19 protein-coding genes are annotated in these 19,055 nt (G+C 71.9%); 6 read left to right on the forward strand and 13 right to left on the reverse strand.

Annotated features, from left to right (window positions below; all coding sequences use genetic code 11):
* Positions 1–26: 26 nt before the first annotated feature.
* The gene (locus tag R9X44_RS22100; protein ID WP_319816149.1) at positions 27–842 is read right to left on the reverse strand and encodes an SDR family NAD(P)-dependent oxidoreductase; all 816 of its coding nucleotides are present in this window, start codon (positions 840–842) and stop codon (positions 27–29) included.
* A gap of 109 nt (positions 843–951) precedes the next feature.
* Between R9X44_RS22100 and R9X44_RS22105 the strand changes: the two genes are divergently transcribed.
* Positions 952–1,749, forward strand: coding sequence for a helix-turn-helix transcriptional regulator (locus tag R9X44_RS22105; protein ID WP_319816150.1), 798 nt, complete (start codon positions 952–954; stop codon positions 1,747–1,749).
* A gap of 58 nt (positions 1,750–1,807) precedes the next feature.
* Here R9X44_RS22105 and R9X44_RS22110 read toward each other — a convergent pair whose 3' ends face one another.
* Both R9X44_RS22110 and R9X44_RS22115 read right to left on the reverse strand, forming a co-directional pair.
* On the reverse strand, positions 1,808–2,203 hold the full coding sequence (locus R9X44_RS22110) for a hypothetical protein (RefSeq protein ID WP_319816151.1): 396 nt from the start codon (positions 2,201–2,203) through the stop codon (positions 1,808–1,810).
* A gap of 79 nt (positions 2,204–2,282) precedes the next feature.
* Positions 2,283–2,912 carry a TetR family transcriptional regulator gene (locus R9X44_RS22115; protein ID WP_319816152.1) on the reverse strand — a complete coding sequence of 210 codons (630 nt, stop codon included), beginning with the start codon at positions 2,910–2,912 and terminating at the stop codon, positions 2,283–2,285.
* Positions 2,913–2,990: 78 nt separating this feature from the next.
* Between R9X44_RS22115 and R9X44_RS22120 the strand changes: the two genes are divergently transcribed.
* Positions 2,991–3,932 (forward strand): zinc-binding dehydrogenase, encoded by a 942-nt coding sequence (locus tag R9X44_RS22120; protein WP_319816153.1) that lies wholly within the window; start codon positions 2,991–2,993, stop codon positions 3,930–3,932.
* Positions 3,933–3,936: 4 nt separating this feature from the next.
* Here R9X44_RS22120 and R9X44_RS22125 read toward each other — a convergent pair whose 3' ends face one another.
* From R9X44_RS22125 to R9X44_RS22145, 5 genes are all read right to left on the reverse strand, one after another.
* Positions 3,937–4,416, reverse strand: a complete 480-nt coding sequence (locus tag R9X44_RS22125) for a hypothetical protein (protein ID WP_319816154.1) — start codon at positions 4,414–4,416, stop codon at positions 3,937–3,939.
* A gap of 82 nt (positions 4,417–4,498) precedes the next feature.
* Positions 4,499–5,341, reverse strand: a complete 843-nt coding sequence (locus R9X44_RS22130) for a DUF5753 domain-containing protein (protein ID WP_319816155.1) — start codon at positions 5,339–5,341, stop codon at positions 4,499–4,501.
* A gap of 67 nt (positions 5,342–5,408) precedes the next feature.
* Entirely contained in the window at positions 5,409–7,922 is a 2,514-nt protein-coding gene (locus R9X44_RS22135; protein WP_413774970.1) for a DEAD/DEAH box helicase, read from the reverse strand.
* Positions 7,919–8,746, reverse strand: coding sequence for a patatin-like phospholipase family protein (locus R9X44_RS22140; RefSeq protein WP_319816157.1), 828 nt, complete (start codon positions 8,744–8,746; stop codon positions 7,919–7,921). Before R9X44_RS22140 ends, R9X44_RS22135 begins: the two co-directional genes overlap by 4 nt.
* 22 nt (positions 8,747–8,768) lie before the next feature.
* Positions 8,769–9,392, reverse strand: a complete 624-nt coding sequence (locus tag R9X44_RS22145; protein ID WP_319816158.1) for a hypothetical protein — start codon at positions 9,390–9,392, stop codon at positions 8,769–8,771.
* Positions 9,393–9,619: 227 nt separating this feature from the next.
* Here R9X44_RS22145 and R9X44_RS22150 point away from each other — a divergent pair, with 227 nt between their 5' ends.
* A complete protein-coding gene (locus tag R9X44_RS22150) occupies positions 9,620–10,423 on the forward strand; it encodes a GntR family transcriptional regulator (protein WP_319816159.1) in 804 nt (267 codons plus the stop codon).
* Positions 10,424–10,639: 216 nt separating this feature from the next.
* On the opposite strand, the gene R9X44_RS22155 is transcribed toward R9X44_RS22150, so the two are convergent.
* Genes R9X44_RS22155 through R9X44_RS22165 form a run of 3 tightly spaced genes read right to left on the reverse strand, consistent with a single transcriptional unit; the run spans position 10,640 to position 13,282 of the window.
* On the reverse strand, positions 10,640–11,647 hold the full coding sequence (locus R9X44_RS22155) for a serine/threonine-protein kinase (RefSeq protein WP_319816160.1): 1,008 nt from the start codon (positions 11,645–11,647) through the stop codon (positions 10,640–10,642).
* Positions 11,568–12,572, reverse strand: a complete 1,005-nt coding sequence (locus tag R9X44_RS22160; protein WP_319816161.1) for a lysylphosphatidylglycerol synthase domain-containing protein — start codon at positions 12,570–12,572, stop codon at positions 11,568–11,570. Before R9X44_RS22160 ends, R9X44_RS22155 begins: the two co-directional genes overlap by 80 nt.
* Positions 12,569–13,282, reverse strand: a complete 714-nt coding sequence (locus tag R9X44_RS22165; RefSeq protein WP_319816162.1) for a PIG-L deacetylase family protein — start codon at positions 13,280–13,282, stop codon at positions 12,569–12,571. Before R9X44_RS22165 ends, R9X44_RS22160 begins: the two co-directional genes overlap by 4 nt.
* Before the next feature lie 113 nt (positions 13,283–13,395).
* Between R9X44_RS22165 and R9X44_RS22170 the strand changes: the two genes are divergently transcribed.
* On the forward strand, positions 13,396–14,484 hold the full coding sequence (locus R9X44_RS22170) for a glycosyltransferase family 4 protein (RefSeq protein ID WP_319816163.1): 1,089 nt from the start codon (positions 13,396–13,398) through the stop codon (positions 14,482–14,484).
* Here the strand turns inward: R9X44_RS22170 and R9X44_RS22175 are convergent.
* Positions 14,451–16,019, reverse strand: coding sequence for an acyl-CoA synthetase (locus R9X44_RS22175; RefSeq protein WP_319816164.1), 1,569 nt, complete (start codon positions 16,017–16,019; stop codon positions 14,451–14,453). The two genes, R9X44_RS22170 and R9X44_RS22175, sit on opposite strands and share 34 nt — an antisense overlap.
* Positions 16,020–16,270: 251 nt before the next feature.
* Here R9X44_RS22175 and sigE point away from each other — a divergent pair, with 251 nt between their 5' ends.
* Together sigE and R9X44_RS22185 are read left to right on the forward strand one after the other, a co-directional pair.
* A complete protein-coding gene (sigE, locus tag R9X44_RS22180) occupies positions 16,271–16,849 on the forward strand; it encodes an RNA polymerase sigma factor SigE (RefSeq protein ID WP_319816165.1) in 579 nt (192 codons plus the stop codon).
* Positions 16,850–17,016: 167 nt separating this feature from the next.
* Positions 17,017–17,706, forward strand: a complete 690-nt coding sequence (locus R9X44_RS22185) for an alpha/beta fold hydrolase (protein ID WP_319816166.1) — start codon at positions 17,017–17,019, stop codon at positions 17,704–17,706.
* Here the strand turns inward: R9X44_RS22185 and R9X44_RS22190 are convergent.
* Entirely contained in the window at positions 17,703–19,022 is a 1,320-nt protein-coding gene (locus R9X44_RS22190; protein WP_319816167.1) for a sensor histidine kinase, read from the reverse strand. The genes R9X44_RS22185 and R9X44_RS22190 overlap by 4 nt on opposite strands.
* Between the last annotated feature and the right edge of the window lie 33 nt (positions 19,023–19,055).

Consider the following 19,055-nt stretch of genomic DNA (forward strand, 5'->3'; position numbering starts at 1 on the left):
CGGGCGGGGTGCCGGTCTGGGAGATCTCAGACGTACGAGGTGGTCTCGGACAGGTCGGCCGTCGCGTTCAGGTCGGCGCTGACCGTGGCCAGTTTGGCGCGGATCGCGGTGACCGCGTCCGGGCCGAGGGGTAGGCGCAGGGGCGGGGTCGGGGACGCCAGAGTCGTGAGGACCGCTTCCGCCAGCTTCGCCGGATCTCCCATCTGCGTTTCGTGCGAGGCGGGGAGGGTTTTGCGGAGAAGGCCCACGGTGTCGGCATAAGCGGGCAGTTCGGGGGCTGTTCGGATGGCCGACGGCTCGGCGAACCTCGTGCGGAACTCACCGGGTTCGACCACGAGGACGCGGATGCCGTGCGAAGCCACCTCGGCGGCCAGGGCCTCGCTGGCCAGTTCCAGGGCGGCTTTGGCGGCGCAGTAAGCACCCACTCCGGCGAAAGCCGCGAAGCCTCCCATGCTGGAGATCTGGATGATTGTGCCGCCTTGTCGGGCGCGCATTCCGGGCAGAACCAGTCTGGTCAGGCGCATCGGGCCGAGGTACATGACCTCTAGGGCTTCGCGGAGGTCGTCCTCGGGGGTCTCCTCGATTGCGCCGATGAGGGCGAAGCCCGCGTTGTTCACCAGGATGTCGATGGGGCCTGCCGTCGCTACTGCCGCTTCGGCTGCGGCGGGGTCGCGGACGTCCAGGGCGACTACGGTCACTCCCGGGTGGTCGGCCGCGAACTCCGTGAGGGTGTCGGGTCTGCGGACTGCCGCGACGACCTCGTCGCCGGCGGCGAGGGCCGCGCGGGTCAGGGCGAGGCCGAGGCCGCTGTTGGCCCCGGTGATCAGCCAGCGCTTGGTCATGGTGGTCCTCCCTCGGTCGGCCCGGTCCGTCGCCGGGCGGTATCCACGATCGCGGCGGAGCGCGGGCGCGGGTATGGCCCGAAGGTGGAAGGTCGGGGAAGATCGGAGCATGAGCGCCGACGCCTTCGGGGGGCGGGTTCGCGCCGCCCGTCCGCTGCCCGCGCACGAGACCCTCACGCCCGAGGACTACCGGCGGCTCGTCGGGGTCCTTGAAGCCGTCGACAGGGCCGCCGACCTCACCGAGTTCCGGGAAAGGCTGCTACGGGCCGTCCAGACGTGGTTCGGGTTCGCGGGCGTGACCGTGCTGCACGGGCCCGACCTCGCGGCCGCGACCGAGCAGGGCTGCGGCGTCCAGGCGGGGTACACGCGCGCCTTCCTCGACGAGTACGCCGAGCGTTGGGCCGCCGTCGACCCGATGCGAACGCCGCACGCCGCCGCGCTGCTCGCCGAGACCGGCGTGGTCACGCTCGCCGAACTCGCCGACGGGCCCGGCTACCTCGACGCGTTCCTCCGGCCGCACGGCATCACCGACAAGGCCGCGATGCTGATCGACGCGGGCGCGCGCGGGATCGTGCTGGTGAGCTTCGCCGTCCAGCGCGCGGGCCTGGTCTCCGAGCGCGACGTCGCCGTGCTGCGCGCGCTGCGCCGCCACCTCGCGCCACAGGCCGTCGAGCTGCTGACCCGTGACGCCGAACGCCGCGCCGCCGCGTCGCGGTGGCGGCTCACCCCGCGCGAATGGGAGGTCGCGGAACTCGCCGCCCAGGGGCTGACGAACCGGGAGATCGCGCGGCGGCTGTTCGTCGGCGCGGACACGGTGAAGAAGCACCTCACCCGGGTCCTCGCCGAGACCGGGAGCCCGAGCCGCACCCACCTCGCGCTGAAGTGGCCCACCCGGCCCACCCAGTGACGGCCCGGCCCCGTCCTGCCGGTCGGCTCGCAAGCGCGAGCGGCAGGGCGCGGCCGGGTCAGGGGCGGCGGAAGGGGATCGTGGTGGACAGGAGCAGCAGGCCGGGGACGACGAGGGCGAGGCCGTTGAGGCGCGACTGGGCGTCGAGCGCGCCGAACCCGAACATGAACAGCAGGCCGATGAGGGTGAGCAGGGAGCCGGTCACCGCCGCGAAGATACGGCCCGCGGCCTCGCGCACGGACGGGACCGCCGTCTCGAGCGGAGCCAGATCGCCCTGGTAGGGCGCGACGGGCATGACCTGCGGACGCGGCCCTTGAAGAACCTTCACCCCGTGGACGTGGTCGCTGCGTTCCAGGTCGTCGACGAAGTCGCGCAGGGGCGCGTCGGCCCAGTCCGCGAGGTACAGGGACTGTCGTTCTCCGCTCTCGAACGAGATCATGATGTGGTGTGCCATATCTGAAGACTTCCCGTGATCGCCACGGAACTCTCTGAATCGGCACGGTCCAAATCCGGCCAAACACCCAGGTTTACCGCTAAGACCGCGTCCGGAACTCAAGATCGAGGCTCGCCGGAACCGCCGCGAAGGCCGCCTCGACCCGCGTTCGCAGCGCCTCGCGCGTCGGGGGTTCCGCGGCCTCGGCCCACTCCTTCATCGCCCAGCGCCAGGCGGCGAGCATCACCTCGAGGGGGAGCACGAGTTCGAGCGGGCGCGGGCCGTCCGGGCCGAGGCGGCGGGCGAGCGTGTCGAGCACCGTCGCGGTGACGCCGGCGCAGTGTTCGAGGCTGTGCGCGACGAGCGCCTGCGTCCCCTCGGCAAGCCGACGGCTCGCCACGAAGCGCGGCTCCCAGCCGGGTTCCATCTCGGCCAGCGCGACGAACAGCGCGCGCTGGTAGACGGCGAGGGCTGGGCCGTCCAGGGGGCACTCCTCGATGTGCCGCACGTAGACCGCCCAGAGTTCCTTCTCGGGCGCGAGGGCGACGTCCTCCTTGGAGGTGAACATCCGGAAGAACGTCCGCTTCGACACCTCGACGGCTCCGACGACCTCGTCAAGCGTTGTCGCGTCGAAGCCCTTGTCGCCGAACAGCCGGAGCGCCGCTTCGACGAGCGCGGCCCTGGTCCGCAGCTTCTTGCGCTCACGCAGCGGCAGCTCGGAGAGGGTCACACGGCCGAGTCTACGCCCTCGCCTCCGAAGGGCGAACGCCGCTTGACGCCAAATGCCACTGAGTGGCAGATTTCAGCCATGCAAGCTCATGTGATCGACCACAGCGCTCCCGGACACCTGCGGCTCGCCGAGGTCCCCGACCCCGAACCCGGGCCTGGCCAGGCGCTCGTCCGCGTCCGCGCGATCTCCCTCAACCCCGGCGAGGTGCTTTACGGCCTCCCCGGCGCACCCGACGGGACCGTGCCGGGGTGGGACGCGGCGGGCGTCGTCGTCCGGGCCGCCGCCGACGGGAGCGGGCCCGCCGTGGGCACGCCCGTCGCGACCGCCGACTGGGCGGGCGCGTGGGCGGAACTGCGCGCGGTGGACACCGGCATGATCGGCGTCCTGCCCGACCGGCTCGACTTCGGCGTCGCGGCGACCCTGCCGATCGCGGGCGCGACGGCGCTGCGGGCGCTGCGCGGCCTCGGCCCGATCCTCGGCCGCCGCGTCATGGTGACGGGCGCGGGCGGCGCGGTCGGGAGGTTCGCGGTGCGGCTCGCCGCGCTCGGCGGCGCGGAGGTCGTCGCCGCGACCCGCGACGCCGCCCACGCCGACGTGCTCAGCGCGCTGGGCGCGTCGGAGGTCGTTGACTCGACCGCACTCGGCGAGCGGCCGACCGCGCCCGTCCACGGCGTCATCGACAACGTCGGCGGGCGCTGCCTCGTTGACGCGTTCGACCTGCTCTCCCCCGGCGGCACGCTCCTCGCGGTCGGGCATGTGACCGGCGAGCCCGAGACGTTCCCGTTCCACTTCCTCGCCGGGGACGGCGGCCGCCACGACCGCGCGGTGCGGACGTTCTTCCTGTTCGACGGCACCCCCGGCTACGCCGCCGACCTGACGTGGCTGGCCGCGAAGGCCGCGTCCGGCGACGTCGTCCCGCATCTAGGGCCGCGCGCCGACTGGACCCGGCTCGGCGACGCGGCCGACCTGCTGCGCGCGGGCGCGCTCCAGGGCAAGGCGGTGCTCGACCTACCCGCGTGAGCGGTCAGGCGCAGGCGCAGCCTGGCACCGTCCAGTGTGTGACGGTCTGCTCAGGTTGTTCCTCGACAAGGACCGACCCCTCGCACAGCAGGACGATCAGCGGCAGCCCCCTGCCGCTCTCGGCGAGTTCGTCGAAGTCCTCGAAGTCCGGATCGGCCAGCGGATCGGCGAGCCACTGGATCTCCGAGACCGTGCCCTGGGTGAAGCCGACGTGGCCCGACGGCGGCATGTGGTGCACGAGCTTGCCGGTGAGGACCCCCTCGCCGTGCCCTATGGTCAGGGTCGCGTCGCCCGGCAGGCCGTGGACCACGCAGTTGCCCAGCAGCTCGGAGACCACGACGAGGTAGTCCTCGCGCGCCCTGCACCCCTCCGGCAGGGCGCGCCTGACCCAAGACCGGGCCTCGGCCACCTGGACGGCCTCGGTGAAGAAGGTCCGTTCGGTCGCCCCCAGCGCCGCGAGCCCGAGTCCTTCGTCGAAGGTCATGGCTCACAAGGTAAGGAGCCACGGCATAGGCGGTCCAGCAGGTTTCTCATTGTTTCTCCGACGGTTTCCCGGCGGCTTTCCCTCACGGCGTCGCCGCCTCGATGAGGGTCCGGGCATCCCGCCCGTAAACGGACGCCTGGGCGAGCCGTTCGAAGGTGCCCATGTAGGCCAGGACGTCGCTGGGCTGGCGGTTGCGGATCTGGCCGGCGACGAGGTCGGGGCGCACCTCGCGGGAATCGTAGATCCAGAAGCCCTCCCATGGCCAGACCGTCCTTGGCGCGCGTAGCGGAAGGATTCCTAGGGCGACGTTGGCGGAGCGGCCGTCGGTGAACTCCAGGAGCCTGGCGAGCTGCGCGCGCATTCCCTCGGGCGGCAGCATCGGGGCGTGCAGGGCGGCCTCGGAGACGACGAAGGAGAACGTCTTGGTGCCGTCGTCGAGGTAGCGCTGGTGGGAGAGGCGTTCGCGGGCGGCGTCGGCGACGTCGTCGGGGATCTGCCGGAAGCGCATGATCGCGGTCAGGTGCGCGGTGGTGTACGCGGGGGTCTGGAGCAGCGACGGGATCGGCGCGTGCTGGAAGATGCGGAACTCGCGCGTGTCCTCGTACAGGGTGTGGAACGAGGTCTGCACCGGGCGCAGCCCGCCCTGTTCCATGCGCCGCCACTGGATGTACAGGCCGTCGAGGTTGCGGGCGGCGGCGATCAGCTCGGGGATCTGGTCGGGGTTGCCGGTCGCCTGGCACCAGACCCGGATGTCCTCCTCGGTCGGCACCTGCCGGCAGTTCTGGATCTTGGAGACCTTCGACTTGACCCAGCCGACCTCGGCGGCGAGCGACGTCACCGTGTGGTGCGACTGGGACAGCAGCTGCCTGAGCTGCGAGGCGAGGATCTTCGATGCCTCGTCCGCGCGTTCCTTGGTCGTCGGCATGTACCGACGGTACGCCGGATGTTTCGCTTTGTCCCCGGGTGTTTCGCAGCCGTTCGCGAAACACCCCTCAGTCGAGGCGGGCGAAATCCCGGACGTGCAGGACCGCCGTGCCGGACTCGTCGGACGCGGCGAGGTCGACGTCGGCGGTGAGCGACCAGTCGTGGTGGCCTTCGGGGTCGGCGACGACCTGACGGACCCGCCAGACGCCCTCCTCCTCGGCGATCTGGAGGAACGCCGGGCCGCGCGCGTCGGGGCCGGTGGGGAGCTCGGCGTGCTCGGCGAAGTACTCCTCGACCGCGTCGGCCCACTCGTCGGCGTCCCAGCCGGTGCCCAGCTCCTCGAGCTCGCGCCACGAGCGGCGGGCGGCGAGCTGGAGGTGACGGAACGCGGCATTGCGGACCAGGACGCGGAAGGCGCGCGGGTTCGCGGTGAAGGCGTTGGTCTTCTCCTCGATCGGCTCGTCGGCCTCGCGCGTGGGGTTGGCCAGCTGCTCCCACTCGTCAAGGAGGCTGCTGTCGACCTGCCTGACGAGTTCACCGAGCCATTCGATGAGGTCCTGCAGCTCCTCGGTCTTGGCCGAGTCCGGCACCGTCTGGGCCAGCGCCTTATACGCCCCGGCGAGGTAGCGCAGCACGATGCCCTCGCTGCGGGCCAGCTCGTAGTGGTGGACGTACTGGGAGAAGTTCATCAGGCGCTCGGAAAGGTCGCGCACCACCGATTTCGGGCGCAGCGGGTGGTCGGCGACCCACGGGTTGCCGCGCGCGTAGATCTCGAACGCGCCGTCGAGGAGGTCTTCGAGCGGCTTGGGGTAGTCGACCTCCTCAAGGAGCTCCATGCGCTCCTCGTACTCGATGCCGTTCATCTTCATCTCCGCGACGGCCTCGCCCTTGGCCTTGTTGAGCTGGGCGGCGAGGATCTGGCGCGGGTCGTCGAGGGTGGCCTCGATGACGGAGACGACGTCGAGCGCGTAGGTCGGGGCGTTCTTGTCGAGCAGTTCGAGCGCGGCGAGGGCGAAGGTGGACAGCGGCTGGTTCAGCGCGAAGTCCTCCTGGAGGTCGACGGTGATGCGGACCCAGCGGCCGTCGGCGTCCGGGACGGTCAGTTCCTCCACGATGCCGCCCGCGCGCAGCGACCGGTAGATGGCGATCGCGCGGGAGATGTGGCGGCGTTGCGCCGCCCTGTCTTCGTGGTTGTCGGTGAGGAGCTTCTTCATCGCCTGGAACGCGTTGCCGGGCCGGTTGATGACCGACAGCAGCATCGTGTGGGAGACCTCGAAGCGCGACTTCAACGGCTCGGGCTCGGCGGTCTGGAGGCGGGTGAAGGTCTCCTCGTCCCAGGAGACGAAACCCTCCGGGGGCTTCTTGCGGACCAGCTTGCGGAGCTTCTTGGTGTCGTCGCCCGCCTTGAGGACGGCCTTGTGGTTCTCCACGACGTGGTCGGGGGCCTGGCAGACGACGTAGCCGACGACGTCGAACCCGGCGCGTCCGGCGCGTCCGGCGATCTGGTGGAACTCGCGGGCGCGCAGGCGGCGCACGCGGCGTCCGTCGTACTTGGACAGCGCGGTGAACAGCACGGTGCGGATCGGCACGTTGACGCCGACGCCGAGCGTGTCCGTGCCGCAGATGATCTTGAGCAGGCCGGCCTGCGCGAGGCGCTCGACAAGGCGTCGGTACTTGGGCAGCATCCCCGCGTGGTGGACGCCGATCCCATGCCTGACCAGGCGTTCGAGGGTCTTGCCGAACTTCGTGGTGAACCGGAAGCGGCCGATCAGCTCGCTGATCCGCGCCTTCTCCTCCTTGGTGCACACGTTGACGCTCATCAGCGACTGCGCCCGCTCGATCGCCGCGGCCTGCGTGAAGTGGACGACGTAGACCGGGGCCTTCTTCTCCAGCAGGAGGTGCTCGATCGTCTCGTGCAGGGGGGTGAGCTTGTAGGCGTACTCCAGCGGCACCGGACGCGTCGCGGACCTGACGATCGCCGTCGGGCGTCCGGTGCGGCGGGTGAGGTCCTTTTCGAACATCGCGACGTCGCCGAGCGTCGCCGACATCAGCAGGAACTGCGCCTGCGGGAGCTCGAGCAGCGGGATCTGCCAGGCGACGCCACGGTCGGGCTCGGCGTAGAAGTGGAACTCGTCCATGACGACGAGGCCGATGTCGGCGCGGTCGCCCTCCTGGAGGGCGATCGCGGACAGGACCTCGGCGGTGCAGCAGATGATCGGCGCGTTCGGGTTGACCGACGCGTCGCCCGTCATCATGCCGACGTTCTCGCTGCCGAACTGCTCGACCAGGTCGAAGAACTTCTCCGACACCAGGGCCTTGATCGGCGCGGTGTAGAAGCTGCACGCGTCGCGGGCGAGCGCGGCGAAGTGCGCGCCCGCCGCGACGAGGGACTTGCCCGAGCCCGTCGGCGTCGCGAGGATCACGTTCGCGCCCGTGACCAGCTCCATCAGCGCCTCCTCCTGAGCCGGATAAAGGCTCAGGCCGCGCTGCTCTGTCCACCCGGCGAACGCCTCGAAGACCTTGTCGGGGTCGCCGTCTTCGGGAAGCAGGTCGTGGAGGTTCACCCCTCCATGATGGGTCATCCCCAGACCGCGCCGACCTCCTCGGCGACCTCGGCGGCCTGGACGCGTCCCGCCTCGAAGGCGGGCAGCCACAGGCGCGCGTCGAGGATGTCCACGCCGAACAGCTCGATCGCGGGCTGGTTCGGGCCGACGGCGGCGATCTTGGCGTCGCCGAGCGCGGCGATCTCCCGGGCCAGGACCGGCCGCGGCGTCATGTGCGCCATCGGCTCCACGATGACGACCTTGTCGTGGCCCGCGGCGAGGTCGGCGTTGCTGACCGAGCGGACGCCGCCGTCCATGTAGCGGCGGCCCGCGATCTCCACGGGCGGGAACACCGCCGGGACCGCGCAGCTCGACGCGACCGCCAGCGGCAACGGCACGCCGGAGGCTGCCTTCCAGATCTGGAAGGCCCCGTCGGCGGTGTCGACGGCGGTGACCAGCAGTTCCCGGTCCGGCCAGGCGTGGCTGGACAGCCGCTCGCCGATCTGGGCGAGCCGCGCGCCGTCCCCCTCGACGGTCAGGGCCAGCTCGCCGATGCGTCGTCTGGCCTCCTGCGGCTCGATGCCCTCGTCGCCGTACATGAGCGCGAAGGCTTGCATGACCTTCTCCATGTCGATCTGCTGCGCGTGCGCCGCCGCGGCCTCGGCCTCGGCGACCGCGGCGATCTCGGTGGCCAGATCGGCGCCCTGGGCGACCATGGCGCCGACCACCGAGCCCGCCGACGTGCCCACGACGAGGTCGGCCTCACCGAGGTCGACGCCCGCCGCGCGCAGGCCCGTCACGAGGCCCGCCTCCCAGCCGATTCCCGCGATGCCGCCTCCGGCGAGGACCAGTGCTCTGCTCATGTCCCCCAGTGTCGCCCAGGGGTCACGCGCTCATCCAGGCGGGGTCGGGCGGCAAAGCCCCCATACCCGGCACGAAGGACCCCTCGGGGAAGCAGGCCCAGGCCCGTGTGTTCGTCTCCTTGACCTCGATCGAGACGGGCTGGTACCGCCCGGCCCCGGACAGACCGGACACGACCTCGCCGAAGACGAAGGCCGAGACGATCACCCCGAGGTCGGCGCTGGTCGCGGCGAGCTCCTTCTTGAAGTCGGGCGCGTCGAGGGCGCGGTGCAGCTGGTTGGCGGCGCGGCCGACGAGGCCCCGTCCGTCGTGGGTGACGTGCCCGGCGTCCACGGACATGCGCATGCGCAGCCGGGACGCGGCCGCCGCGCGGCGGTTGTGGGCGGCCAGGAGCGTCCGGAGGTGGTCGACCAGAGGGTCGATCAGCCGGACCGTGGGCAGCCCCGCGGGCAGGGCCAGGAGGATGCCGTCGCCGCGGTCCTCGCGGTGGCTCTGCACCCACGGGAGTTTGCCCTGCTCGAACGCCTGCTCGACCAGCCGGTACATGGTGGCGCGCAGGTAGATCATGTCCTCGTGGCTGCGCGCGAGGTCCCCGAAGGCGCAGATGTCGAAGGCGAGCAGTGCGTGCAGGCCGCCCTCGGGGCGCACCTTGGCCCCGTCGGAGCAGGTGGTCGGAAAGTTCCCTCGTCTAGTGTGGTGAGACCGCTTCATTCCCCAGCCATCCCCTGGATTCTGCTTTCTTGGGTTGCCCCCAGACGGGGATAAGACGCACTAACCAGACGATCGGCTCCATCCCAATGGTTGGGATGTTTGGGATAGGCTCACTGCTATCTACCACCGAGTTGCATTGACGTCCTCCGGAGGAGGAAAGATCCATGGCCGGGCCGCTGTGGCGCGACATCTCCGAGACGCTGCGCAGGCGCATCGAGTCAGGTGACCTTCCCCCCGGCGCACAGCTCCCCACCGAGATCGACCTCATGGAGGAGTTCGGCGCGAGCCGCAACACGGTACGGCAGGCGCTCCAGCCGCTGATCCAGCGCGGCATGGTCACCGCGCAGCCGGGGCGCGGCACGTTCGTCACCGAGAAGGTCGACCCGTTCGTCACCACGCTCACCGAGAACCCCAGGACCGGCTTCGGCGGGGGCGAAGGGGCCGCGTACATGTCGGAGGCGAGCCTCCAGCAGCGGCTCGCGCGCAACGGGCCGATCAAGGTCGAGCTGCAGATGGCGACGCCGTACATAGCGCGCGGGCTCGGCGTCGACCCCGGGACGCCGGTGATCAGCCGCCACCAGGAGCGGTTCATCGACGGACGGCCCTGGTCGCGCCAGTCCTCGCACTACCCGATGACGCTCGTCGAGGCGGGGGCCGCGCTGCTGCTCCAGGCCGTCGACATCGACCAGGGGCCCGTCGCCTACCTCGAGGACGTCCTGGGCATCCGCCAGGTCGGCTACCAGGACCTCGTCCTCGGCCGCCCCGCCCACCCGGACGAAGCGGCCTTCTTCCGCCTCTCCGGCCCCGGCAGCCTCGTCTTCGAGCAACGCCGCACCGCCTTCGCCGTCGACGGCCACCGCATCCGCCTCACCGTCACCGTCTACCCCGCCGACCGCAACCGCTTCCTCATCAACGAGGGCATAGTCCCCGAAGAAGCCATGAGCCCCCCACCCCGCAAAGACCGCTAACCTCGCAGTCCCTTCGGGACTGCGAGGAAGAACTCGGGACCCCGCGGCGCAGGTCCGGGGCTCGGGGCCCCGCGGCGCAGGGCTCAGGTTTCCTCGCAGTCCCTTCGGGACTGCGAGGGGACAGGCGCCGGGGCGCATGGGCGCGCTCGGCGCGCCTTGGGCCTGAGTCCCGCGAGGCCGGGGCGCCCTTTCCCGCAGTTCCGAAGGGACTGCGGGTCAGGCTCTTGCTGGGCGGGGGGGTTTGAGGAGGGTGCGGAGGCGGGGGGGTGGGTTGTTGAGTTTTTCCAGCATTTGGGTGGCTTCGGCGGCGGTGAGGCGGTCGGACGGGTCCTTGCGGAGGAGGCCGTCGATGACCGGGCGGAGTGGGCCCGCGTTGCGTGGGGGGGTGTGTTCGTCGACCAGGACTGCGAGCATTGAGGCCAGGGCGCCGGCTCGGCGGTAGGGGGGGCGGCCGTCTACTGCGGTGTAGAGGGTGACGCCCAGGGACCAGAGGTCGGAAGCCTCGGTCAGGCGGTCGTTGCGGGCCTGTTCTGGTGAGACATAGGCAGGGGAGCCCTCGAGGACCTTCAGGTCGGTGTCTTCGGTGTGGATGGCAAGGCCGAAGTCGGTGAGGACCACGCGGCCGTCGGCGCAGACCATGACGTTGCTCGGTTTGACGTCGCGGTGCAGCAGGCCCGCGGTGTGGGCCGCGCGCAGGACGGCGCAGAGCTGGCGGCCGATCTCGGCGGCCTTGGCCGGGGTGAGCGGGCCTTCTGCGTCGATGACCTGTTGCAGGTTGGGCGCGTCGATGAACTCCATGACGAGCCACGGCCGCCCCCCGGCGACGAGCACGTCGTGCACCGCGGCGGTGCCGGGATGGCTGAGCCGCGCCATCGACCGCGCCTCCCGGGTGAGCGACCGGCACAACTCGCGCCTGCGCTCGGTGTCCGCCCCCAGCGGGAGCAGGATCTCCTTGACCGCGACCACCCGGTCGAGGACTTCGTCGTGGGCGCGCCACACCACGCCCATGCCTCCACGGCCACGCTCTTCAAGCAGCCGGTAACGCCCCGCGACAAGAATTGGTCCGACCCCCGTCTCGCACGTCCAGCACGCTTCTGTTCTCAGCTCCTGCCCGTTTTGTGCGGATGGGAAGGTCGGAAGATCGTCAAGAGTCGGGCAGTTTTCCGCCGCGCCGGTGCAGCCACCAGGCCCACGCGAGCCCCCCGAGCGGGATTTCCACGACATACGTGAAGAAGCTGTACAGCAGGACGGCGGTGGCCGCGCCGGACGCGTCAAGCCCGAAGTGGACGAGCACGGCGGCGGTCCCCGTCTCGGTGACGCCGGTCCCGCCCGGGGTCAGCACGACGCTGGTCAGCACCCGGTTCAGCGCGAACGCCGCGACGGTCTCGGCGAGCCGGGGCGGCTGCCCGACCGCCCACAGACAGGCCCAGAACAGCACGCCTTGGAGGAACAGATACCCCGTCATGCCGAAGGTCAGGGTCTTCCACCCGGTCCGCAGCACGCCGATGGTCTCCGCGCGGATGCGCAGCAGCGCCGACCCGAGCCCGCGCAGCAGCACCGCGAGCCTGCGCGGGGAACGTGCCGCGAGCGCGCGCAGCCGTCCGTTCACCCAGTGCGCGGCGCTCTCCCAGCGCAGCGCGACCCCCAGCAGCACCGCGCACGCCAGCAGCAGCGCCCCCGCCGACGCCGCCGCAGCGGCGAGCTGCCGGTTGGGGGCCTCCCCGATCGCCAGCAGCGCGGCGAGGCCCAGCGCGGGCAGCAGCAGCCTGCCGAACACGTTCCACACCCCGCTGACCAGCGTCGACACCGCCACCGAGGCGGGCGCGAACCCCCAACTTCCGGCGAGCGCGAACGTCGCGGCGACACCGGCCGCGCCGCCGAACGGCAGCAGGTTGCTGACCGCGCTGCCCGCCGCGTTCAGCTGGAACGCCTGTCCGTGGCCGAGTCCTGGCAGCGAACCCGTCAGGACGAAGGTGTACAGGCCGAGCCCCGCGAGCCACAGCGCGACGAGGATCGCCGCCTCCCCCGGCCCGAGGGAGCTGAGGCCGCGCCAGATCGCCGTCCAGTCGGCGCCGACGAGGCGGGGCATCAGCGCGATGAGCCCGACCGCGAGGGCCAGCGAGGCAGCCGACAGGACGAGCCTTCTCACCGCCGTACGTAGTACTCGGTGCCGAGCGCCAGCCGGAACAGCGGCCCCGGCAGCCTGCACAGCACCGCGAGCAGGCGCGGACCGCCGGTACCTTGGCTGGCGTGCGCGGCCATCGCGGCGCGCTTCGCGGCGGCGAAGCGGCGGACGTCGACGCGATGGCTGATCCTTGAGCCTGGGGTGTATGCCTGCCTCCAGCCGTCGAGCGGGAACAGCGCGGCGAGCGGACGCAGCCACCGCCACAGCCGGTCCCGGTCCACCGTGGCCTCAAGCACGATCTCGGTGCCCGCGATCCGCGCGGCGGCCACCCCCACGCGGTGCACCTGCACATGGTCGGGATGGCCGTAGCCGCCCCGTTCGTCGTAGACCGTCAGCAGGTCGGCCTTCTCCTCGACGAGGACGCGCGCAAGGCGCTCGGCGGCCTCCTCCACCGGACGCGACGCGAACCCTCCGGGCGCACAGCCGTCGAGCCCTGAGTCGGCGTAGCCGAGTGCGACGACGCGCGCGCAGCCGAGGATGCGCGCGGACTCCTCAAGCTCCCGAAGGCGCACCGGCCCAAGCGCGCGCGTACGCAGACCCGTACGGCCGAGTTCCCCTGCGGTGGCGACTACCAGGACCACACGGTTGCCGTCGGCGGCGAGCCTCGCCATCAGCCCGGCGGTCAGCAGCGCCTCGTCGTCGGGGTGGGCGTGGAAGAAGACGCAGGTGCGCATGAAGCGGAATCTGCCCTGTGCCTCGTGAAGATCAGGCCGTCCCCGGGTCAAGTCTGGGTCAGAGGGGACGCCGCTGGCCGGTTCCGGCGTGCGGGCTCCCGAAACTCACGAAGGTGAGGATTCTCCATGTGAGCGACTGCTTCCTGCCCAGGCTCGGCGGGATCGAGGTCCAGGTGGACGAGCTTGCCGCGGCCCAGCGCGCGCAGGGCCACGACGTCGCGGTGGTGACCGCCACCCCCGGGCCCGACTTCCCCGGGCTGCTGCGGACCGGCCCGCGCGTCCCGTGGGGGCTGCCCGTCGGCGGTTCGCTGCGGCCCGTCGTGGAGGAGGTGAAACCCGACGTGATGCACGTCCACGCGGGGGTGGTGTCGCCGTTCGCGTGGCGTGCGCTGGCGAGCTGCCGCGACGTGCCGACCGTCGTCACCGTGCACAGCCTGTGGGGGCGTCCGACGGGCGCGGTCTACCGGCGGCTCATCGGCCCCGACGTCGCCGTCACGGCGGTCAGCGAGGCCGCGGCGAGGCCGATCCGCCGCGCGCTGGGCGCGGACGTGAGGGTGGTGCCGAACGGCATCGACACCGAGCCGTGGCGGACGATCAGGCCGTGGCTGCCGACGGGCGCGGTGCACGTCGTCGCCGTCGGCAGGCTCGCGCCGCGCAAGGAGCCGTTCACGCTGCTGAAGGTGCTGCGCGAGGCGGGCAAACGCGTGCCGATCCGGGCGACGATCGTCGGCGACGGGCCTGCCGCGCGCGGGGTGCGGCGGTTCCTGCGCGAGCACCGGATGGCCCACTGGGTGCGGGTGACGGGACGGCTCGACCGCTCGGAGGTCCGCGAGGTGCTGGCCTCCGCCGACGTGTTCGTCGCGCCCGCCCGGCGTGAGTCGTTCGGGCTCGCGGCGCTCGAGGCGCGCCTGGCCGGGGTCCCTGTCGTCGCGCACGCCGACTCGGGCGTCGCCGACTTCGTCGCGCCCGAGCGCGAGGGGCTGCTCGCCGGGTCGGCCAAGGAGCTGACCGAGGCGCTGGTCAGGCTGGTCACCGACCACGAGCTGCGGCACCGCGTCGCCGCGCACAACGGCGACACGGTGCCCGAGCGGTGCACCTGGCCCTCGGTGCTCGCCGCGTTCGGCGAGCTGTACGAGGGCCGCCGCGCGGCCCCCGCACCCGTGGACGATCAGACGCCGAGCACGGACCGCGCCCACTTGTAGTCGGACTTGCCGACCGCCGTGCGCTGCACCTCGCCGACGACCTGGAGCTGACGCGGCAGCTTGTACCCGGCGATCCTGTCGCGGCAGTGCGCGACGAGGTCCTCGAGGGTCAGCTCGTAACCGGGCAGCGGCGCGACGACGGCCGCGACGCGCTGCCCGAACCGCTCGTCCGGCACGCCGACCACGACGACGTCGTAGACGCCGGGGTGCTCCTTCAGCGCGACCTCGACCTCCTCGGGGTACACCTTCTCGCCGCCGGTGTTGATCACCAGCGAACCCCTGCCGAGCAGGACGATCGAGCCGTCCTCCTCGAGGCTGGCGAAGTCGCCGGGGACCGACCAGCGGACCCCGTCGGCGTCGGTGAAGAACGTCGTCGCGGTCTTGGCGGGGTCGTTGTAGTAGCCGACCGGGATGTGGCCGGACCTGGCGAGCTTGCCGATCTCGCCGGGCTTGACGGGCTTGAGGTCGTCGTCGAGCACCGTCACGCCGGGCTTCATCATGAAGCGCGCGGTGCCCTCCTTGCCGCCCACGGCCGGGCCGCACGCGCCGGTCTCGGACGCGCCGTAGTTGTCGAGGAACAGGCCGGTGGACAGGTGCTTGCCCAGGGCCTCCTTGGCGGCGTCGGTGAGCGGCGCGCCGCCGGACGCGATCGCGAACAGGCTGGAGATGTCGTAGCCGCCCTTGTCGAGCTCGGCGGCCAGCGGCCTGCCCATGACGTCGCCGACGATCATGAGCACGTTGACGCCCTCGTCCTTGACCAGGCGCAGCACCCGGGCGGGGTCGAAGTTGTGGTCGTTGAGCAGCACGAGCCGGGTGCCGCTGAGCAGCGACATCATCGCCACCCACTGGCCCGCGCCGTGCATGACGGGCGCGCAGTCGAACGTCGTCGCGGGCGCGGCCGTGGCGTTCTGGGCGATCTGCTCGGGCGAGGTGATCGGGTCGCCGAGCGCGTTGCCGCCGCCCATCGCGCCGAAGAAGATGTCCTCGGTGCGCCACTCGACGCCCTTGGGGTAGCCGGTCGTGCCGCCGGTGTACATGATGTAGCGGTCGTCGTTGGAGCGCGGCGGGAAATCGTTGTGGGTGGGCTGGGCGGCGAGGGCTTCTTCGTAGCCGACGGCGTCGGGGATGTCCTGGTCGCCGCCGTCCTCGAGGACGACGACGTGGCGCAGCAGCGGGAGCTGGGCGCGGTCGAGCCTGGCGAGCAGCGAGCGTTCGCCGATGACCGCGACGGAGCGGGAGTCGGTGAGCACGTGGTGCAGCTCGCCCGCGACGTACCGGTAGTTCACCGGGATGGGGACCGCGCGGATCTTGAAGGCGCCGAAGAACGACTCGAGCCACTCGGCCCGGTTCCACGAGAGGATCGCGACGTGGTCGCCGGGCCCGACGCCCTGGGCCGCGAGGTGGTGGCCCACCTGGGAGGCGCGCGCGTCGAGCTCGCCGTAGGTGTGCCGGACGTCGCCTGCGACAAGGGCCTCTCGGTCCGGCGCGGCTGCGGCGAGCAGCTCAAGAAGCTCAGCCAGGTTGTACGTGGACATGGGTCTCCTCCCAGGGGGTGGAATCGCGCGAGACGTGCGGCCATCCTCGTTTCCGTTTCGTTAACCGGCAATACCCGCCGGTAGCGCCGTCAAAGAGATTCCAGTCACAATCCGGACCCCCTAGCAGGCCGCTGAGCTGCGGTCCAGTAACCCGGGAACGGAACACCTCCTCCTACCCCTTAACGGCGCTCTTATGGCCGGTTGTGCAGGGTAGATAACAATTCAGCAACCAGCGAGCAGGGGGCCAAGACGTGAGCACACCGGTTGCCTGGACGCCGCCGAGTTGGGAACAGATCGTCACCGAGCACTCGGGCCGTGTTTTCCGGCTCGCCTATCGGCTGACCGGGAACAGGCACGACGCCGAGGACCTCACCCAGGACGTCTTCGTCCGGGTGTTCCGATCCCTGTCCTCCTACACCCCGGGCACCTTCGAGGGCTGGCTGCACCGGATCACCACGAACCTCTTCCTCGACGGCGCGCGCCGCCGTCAGCGCATCCGCTTCGACGCCCTCACCGACGAGGCCGCCGCCCGGCTGCGCAGCGGCGAGCGCGGTCCCGCCCAGATCATCGACGACGCCGCGCTCGACCCCGACGTCCAGACCGCGCTCGACTCCCTGGCCCCCGAGTACCGCGTCGCGGTCGTGCTGTGCGACATCGAGGGCCTGTCGTACGAGGAGATCGCCGCGACCCTCGGCGTCAAGCTCGGGACGGTCCGCAGCCGCATCCACCGGGGCAGGGCGCAGCTGCGGATGGCGCTCGAGCACCGCAAGCCGCGCACGGCGTCCGACGAGTCGCCGACCGGCGGGTTCCAGGTCCCCGCGGGGGTTTGAGCACGGGTTGGAGAACCGGACACGCCGCCGCGACGGGTGCGGGCCGGCCGAAACCGTCGGCTAGCGGAGTTCCGGGGTGTGTCCTAGCGGAGACATGTGGGTTTCTCCGGGGTTTCTTGTGATCGTCCGCCTATGACCGCCCGGTCTGCCGCGGTTATCTTCCGGCCATGGACATGGTCTTCGCACGGCGCGGGTCGGGCCCGCCGCTCGTCGTCCTGTGCGGCACGGGCCCCCGGGCGCGGGCGTGGGAGCCGGTCATCGGCCTCCTGGCCGCCGAGCGCGAGGTGCACGCCGCCACGGTCCCGGCGGGCGACCTCGACGCCGCCGTCACGGCCCTCGCCTTCGCCGTCGCGGGGCTCGACCGCCCCCACGTCGCGGGGTGGGGCTTCGGCGGGCTCGTCGCGCTCGAGGCGGCGGAACGCGGCCTCGTCTCCTCCGCGACGGCCTTCGCGCCGACCGGCTTCGACTCCGCCGACCGCCCCTCCACCCTGCTGACGGCGCTGCGCCGCTGCGCGTCGGTGCCGGGGATGCTGCTGGAACGGCTCGTCGCCCCGCCCGTCAAAGGGTCGCTGCCGTACCGTGCCGGGTTCGGCGGGCCGCTGCTGGCCCCGGACGACGGCTCGGCCTTCACCGGCGACCTCGCCGACGTGCCCGTCACGCTCGCGTGGGGCACCCTGCCCGACGGGGGCGTCCCCTCCCCCGCCCGCTCCGCCCGCGCAAGGCTCCCGCACGTCACGCACCTGCGGCTGCCCGGCTGCGGCAGGGTGCCGATGGCCGACGCGCCGCGCATGGTCGCCGAGGTGATCCTGACCGCGACCGCCGCCGCCGAACGGCAGCGGGTGGCCGTCGCCGGTTAGCCGGGCACGATCGGCAGCCGCAGCACGAAGCACGCGCCGCGCTCGGAGTCCTCGGCGACGAGGTCGCCGCCGTGCGAGCGCGCGATGTCCCTGGCGATGGCGAGACCGAGGCCCGTCCCGCCCAGGTGGCGGCTGCGCGCGGTGTCGAGCCGCGAGAACCTGCCGAAGATGCGCTCCCTGTCCTCCGGCGGGATGCCGGGACCGCTGTCGCACACCCGCATGACGGCCTTGTCGCCCTCGCGCCGCACCCGCACCCGGATGTCGCCGCCGCCGTAACGCTCGGCGTTGTCCAGGAGGTTGGCGTACAGCCTGGCGAACTGGAAGCGGACCCCGTGCACCCGCACCCCCTCGACGACGTCGAGCGCGACGCCCCTGCGCGACTCGAGCCTGGCCAGCTCGCCGAGGTCGAAATCCTCCGCGACCGACGTGCCCGCGCCGATCTGCGACAGCAGCAGCAGGTCGGTGATGATCGCCTCAAGCCGGTCGGTGTCGCGCAGCGCGGCCCGCGACACCTCCTCCCAGTCGGCGTCCTCCGGGTGCAGGAGCGCGCCCTCGAGGTTGGCGCGCAGGCCCGCGATGGGGGTGCGCAGCTCGTGCGAGGCGTCCGAGGCGAACTGGCGCTGGCGCTCCACCGCGTGCTCGAGCCGCTCGAGCGTCTCGTTCGACGTCCTGGCCAGCCGCGCGATCTCGTCGTCGCTGTTCGGGACGGGCACGCGCCGGTGCAGGTCGGACGCGCTGATCTCGGCCATCTGCCGCCGGATCGCCTCGATCGGCCGGAGGGTACGGCCGACGATCAGCCAGGTCACCCAGGCGGCCAACGCGGACAGGACGAAGACGAGCAGCGCCGCGATGATGTTCAGCGTGTGGCCGGTGAGCGCGCGCGGCATCGGCACCGCCACCACGACGAAGTCGGCGTCGCCGTAGATGGTCGTGCGCAGGGACACGACCGCGTAGCAGCTCACCTCGCCCGCGCACTCGATCCGGCGCGCCAGCCTGTCGTCGGGCGGCGGGCGCAGCTGGCTGAGCGGCGGCAGGTCACGGGCGTCGGCGCTGGCCTGGACGACCCTGCCGGACTGGTCGATCACCTGGATGAGGTGGACCGCCGCCGACGACGGGATCGGCGAGTCCACCCGGTCGGCGCGGACGTCGGCCGACACGCGGCGCGCCACGCGTTCGGCCTCGTCGAAGATCTGGGCCTGCACGGTGCGCCGGAACAGGCTTGTGACGCCGACCGCGATCAGGCCGATGACCACCGCCGCGAGAAGCGCCGCGACCACGGTGTCGCGCACCCGGATGGAGCGCGGCCACCACCTCATGCGTCCCCCCGATGCCCTGCCCCCGAAGGCGCG

Origin of the sequence: Actinocorallia sp. A-T 12471, from assembly GCF_033875155.1 — a bacterium.
Classification (GTDB): Bacteria; Actinomycetota; Actinomycetes; order Streptosporangiales; family Streptosporangiaceae; genus Actinocorallia.

Bases quoted from the DNA above. Each gene is read 5' to 3' on its own strand.
- R9X44_RS22105 (WP_319816150.1), top strand. From the start codon at position 952: ATGAGCGCCGACGCCTTCGGGGGGCGGGTTCGCGCCGCCCGTCCGCTG.
- R9X44_RS22140 (WP_319816157.1), bottom strand. From the start codon at position 8,746: ATGAGCAGAGCACTGGTCCTCGCCGGAGGCGGCATCGCGGGAATCGGC.
- R9X44_RS22175 (WP_319816164.1), bottom strand. From the start codon at position 16,019: ATGTCCACGTACAACCTGGCTGAGCTTCTTGAGCTGCTCGCCGCAGCC.
- R9X44_RS22155 (WP_319816160.1), bottom strand. From the start codon at position 11,647: ATGTCGTGGAAATCCCGCTCGGGGGGCTCGCGTGGGCCTGGTGGCTGC.
- R9X44_RS22110 (WP_319816151.1), bottom strand. From the start codon at position 2,203: ATGGCACACCACATCATGATCTCGTTCGAGAGCGGAGAACGACAGTCC.
- R9X44_RS22100 (WP_319816149.1), bottom strand. From the start codon at position 842: ATGACCAAGCGCTGGCTGATCACCGGGGCCAACAGCGGCCTCGGCCTC.
- R9X44_RS22150 (WP_319816159.1), top strand. From the start codon at position 9,620: ATGGCCGGGCCGCTGTGGCGCGACATCTCCGAGACGCTGCGCAGGCGC.
- R9X44_RS22130 (WP_319816155.1), bottom strand. From the start codon at position 5,341: ATGCCGACGACCAAGGAACGCGCGGACGAGGCATCGAAGATCCTCGCC.
- R9X44_RS22135 (WP_413774970.1), bottom strand. From the start codon at position 7,922: ATGACCCATCATGGAGGGGTGAACCTCCACGACCTGCTTCCCGAAGAC.
- R9X44_RS22185 (WP_319816166.1), top strand. From the start codon at position 17,017: ATGGACATGGTCTTCGCACGGCGCGGGTCGGGCCCGCCGCTCGTCGTC.
- R9X44_RS22165 (WP_319816162.1), bottom strand. From the start codon at position 13,282: ATGCGCACCTGCGTCTTCTTCCACGCCCACCCCGACGACGAGGCGCTG.
- R9X44_RS22190 (WP_319816167.1), bottom strand. From the start codon at position 19,022: ATGAGGTGGTGGCCGCGCTCCATCCGGGTGCGCGACACCGTGGTCGCG.
- R9X44_RS22120 (WP_319816153.1), top strand. From the start codon at position 2,991: ATGCAAGCTCATGTGATCGACCACAGCGCTCCCGGACACCTGCGGCTC.
- R9X44_RS22125 (WP_319816154.1), bottom strand. From the start codon at position 4,416: ATGACCTTCGACGAAGGACTCGGGCTCGCGGCGCTGGGGGCGACCGAA.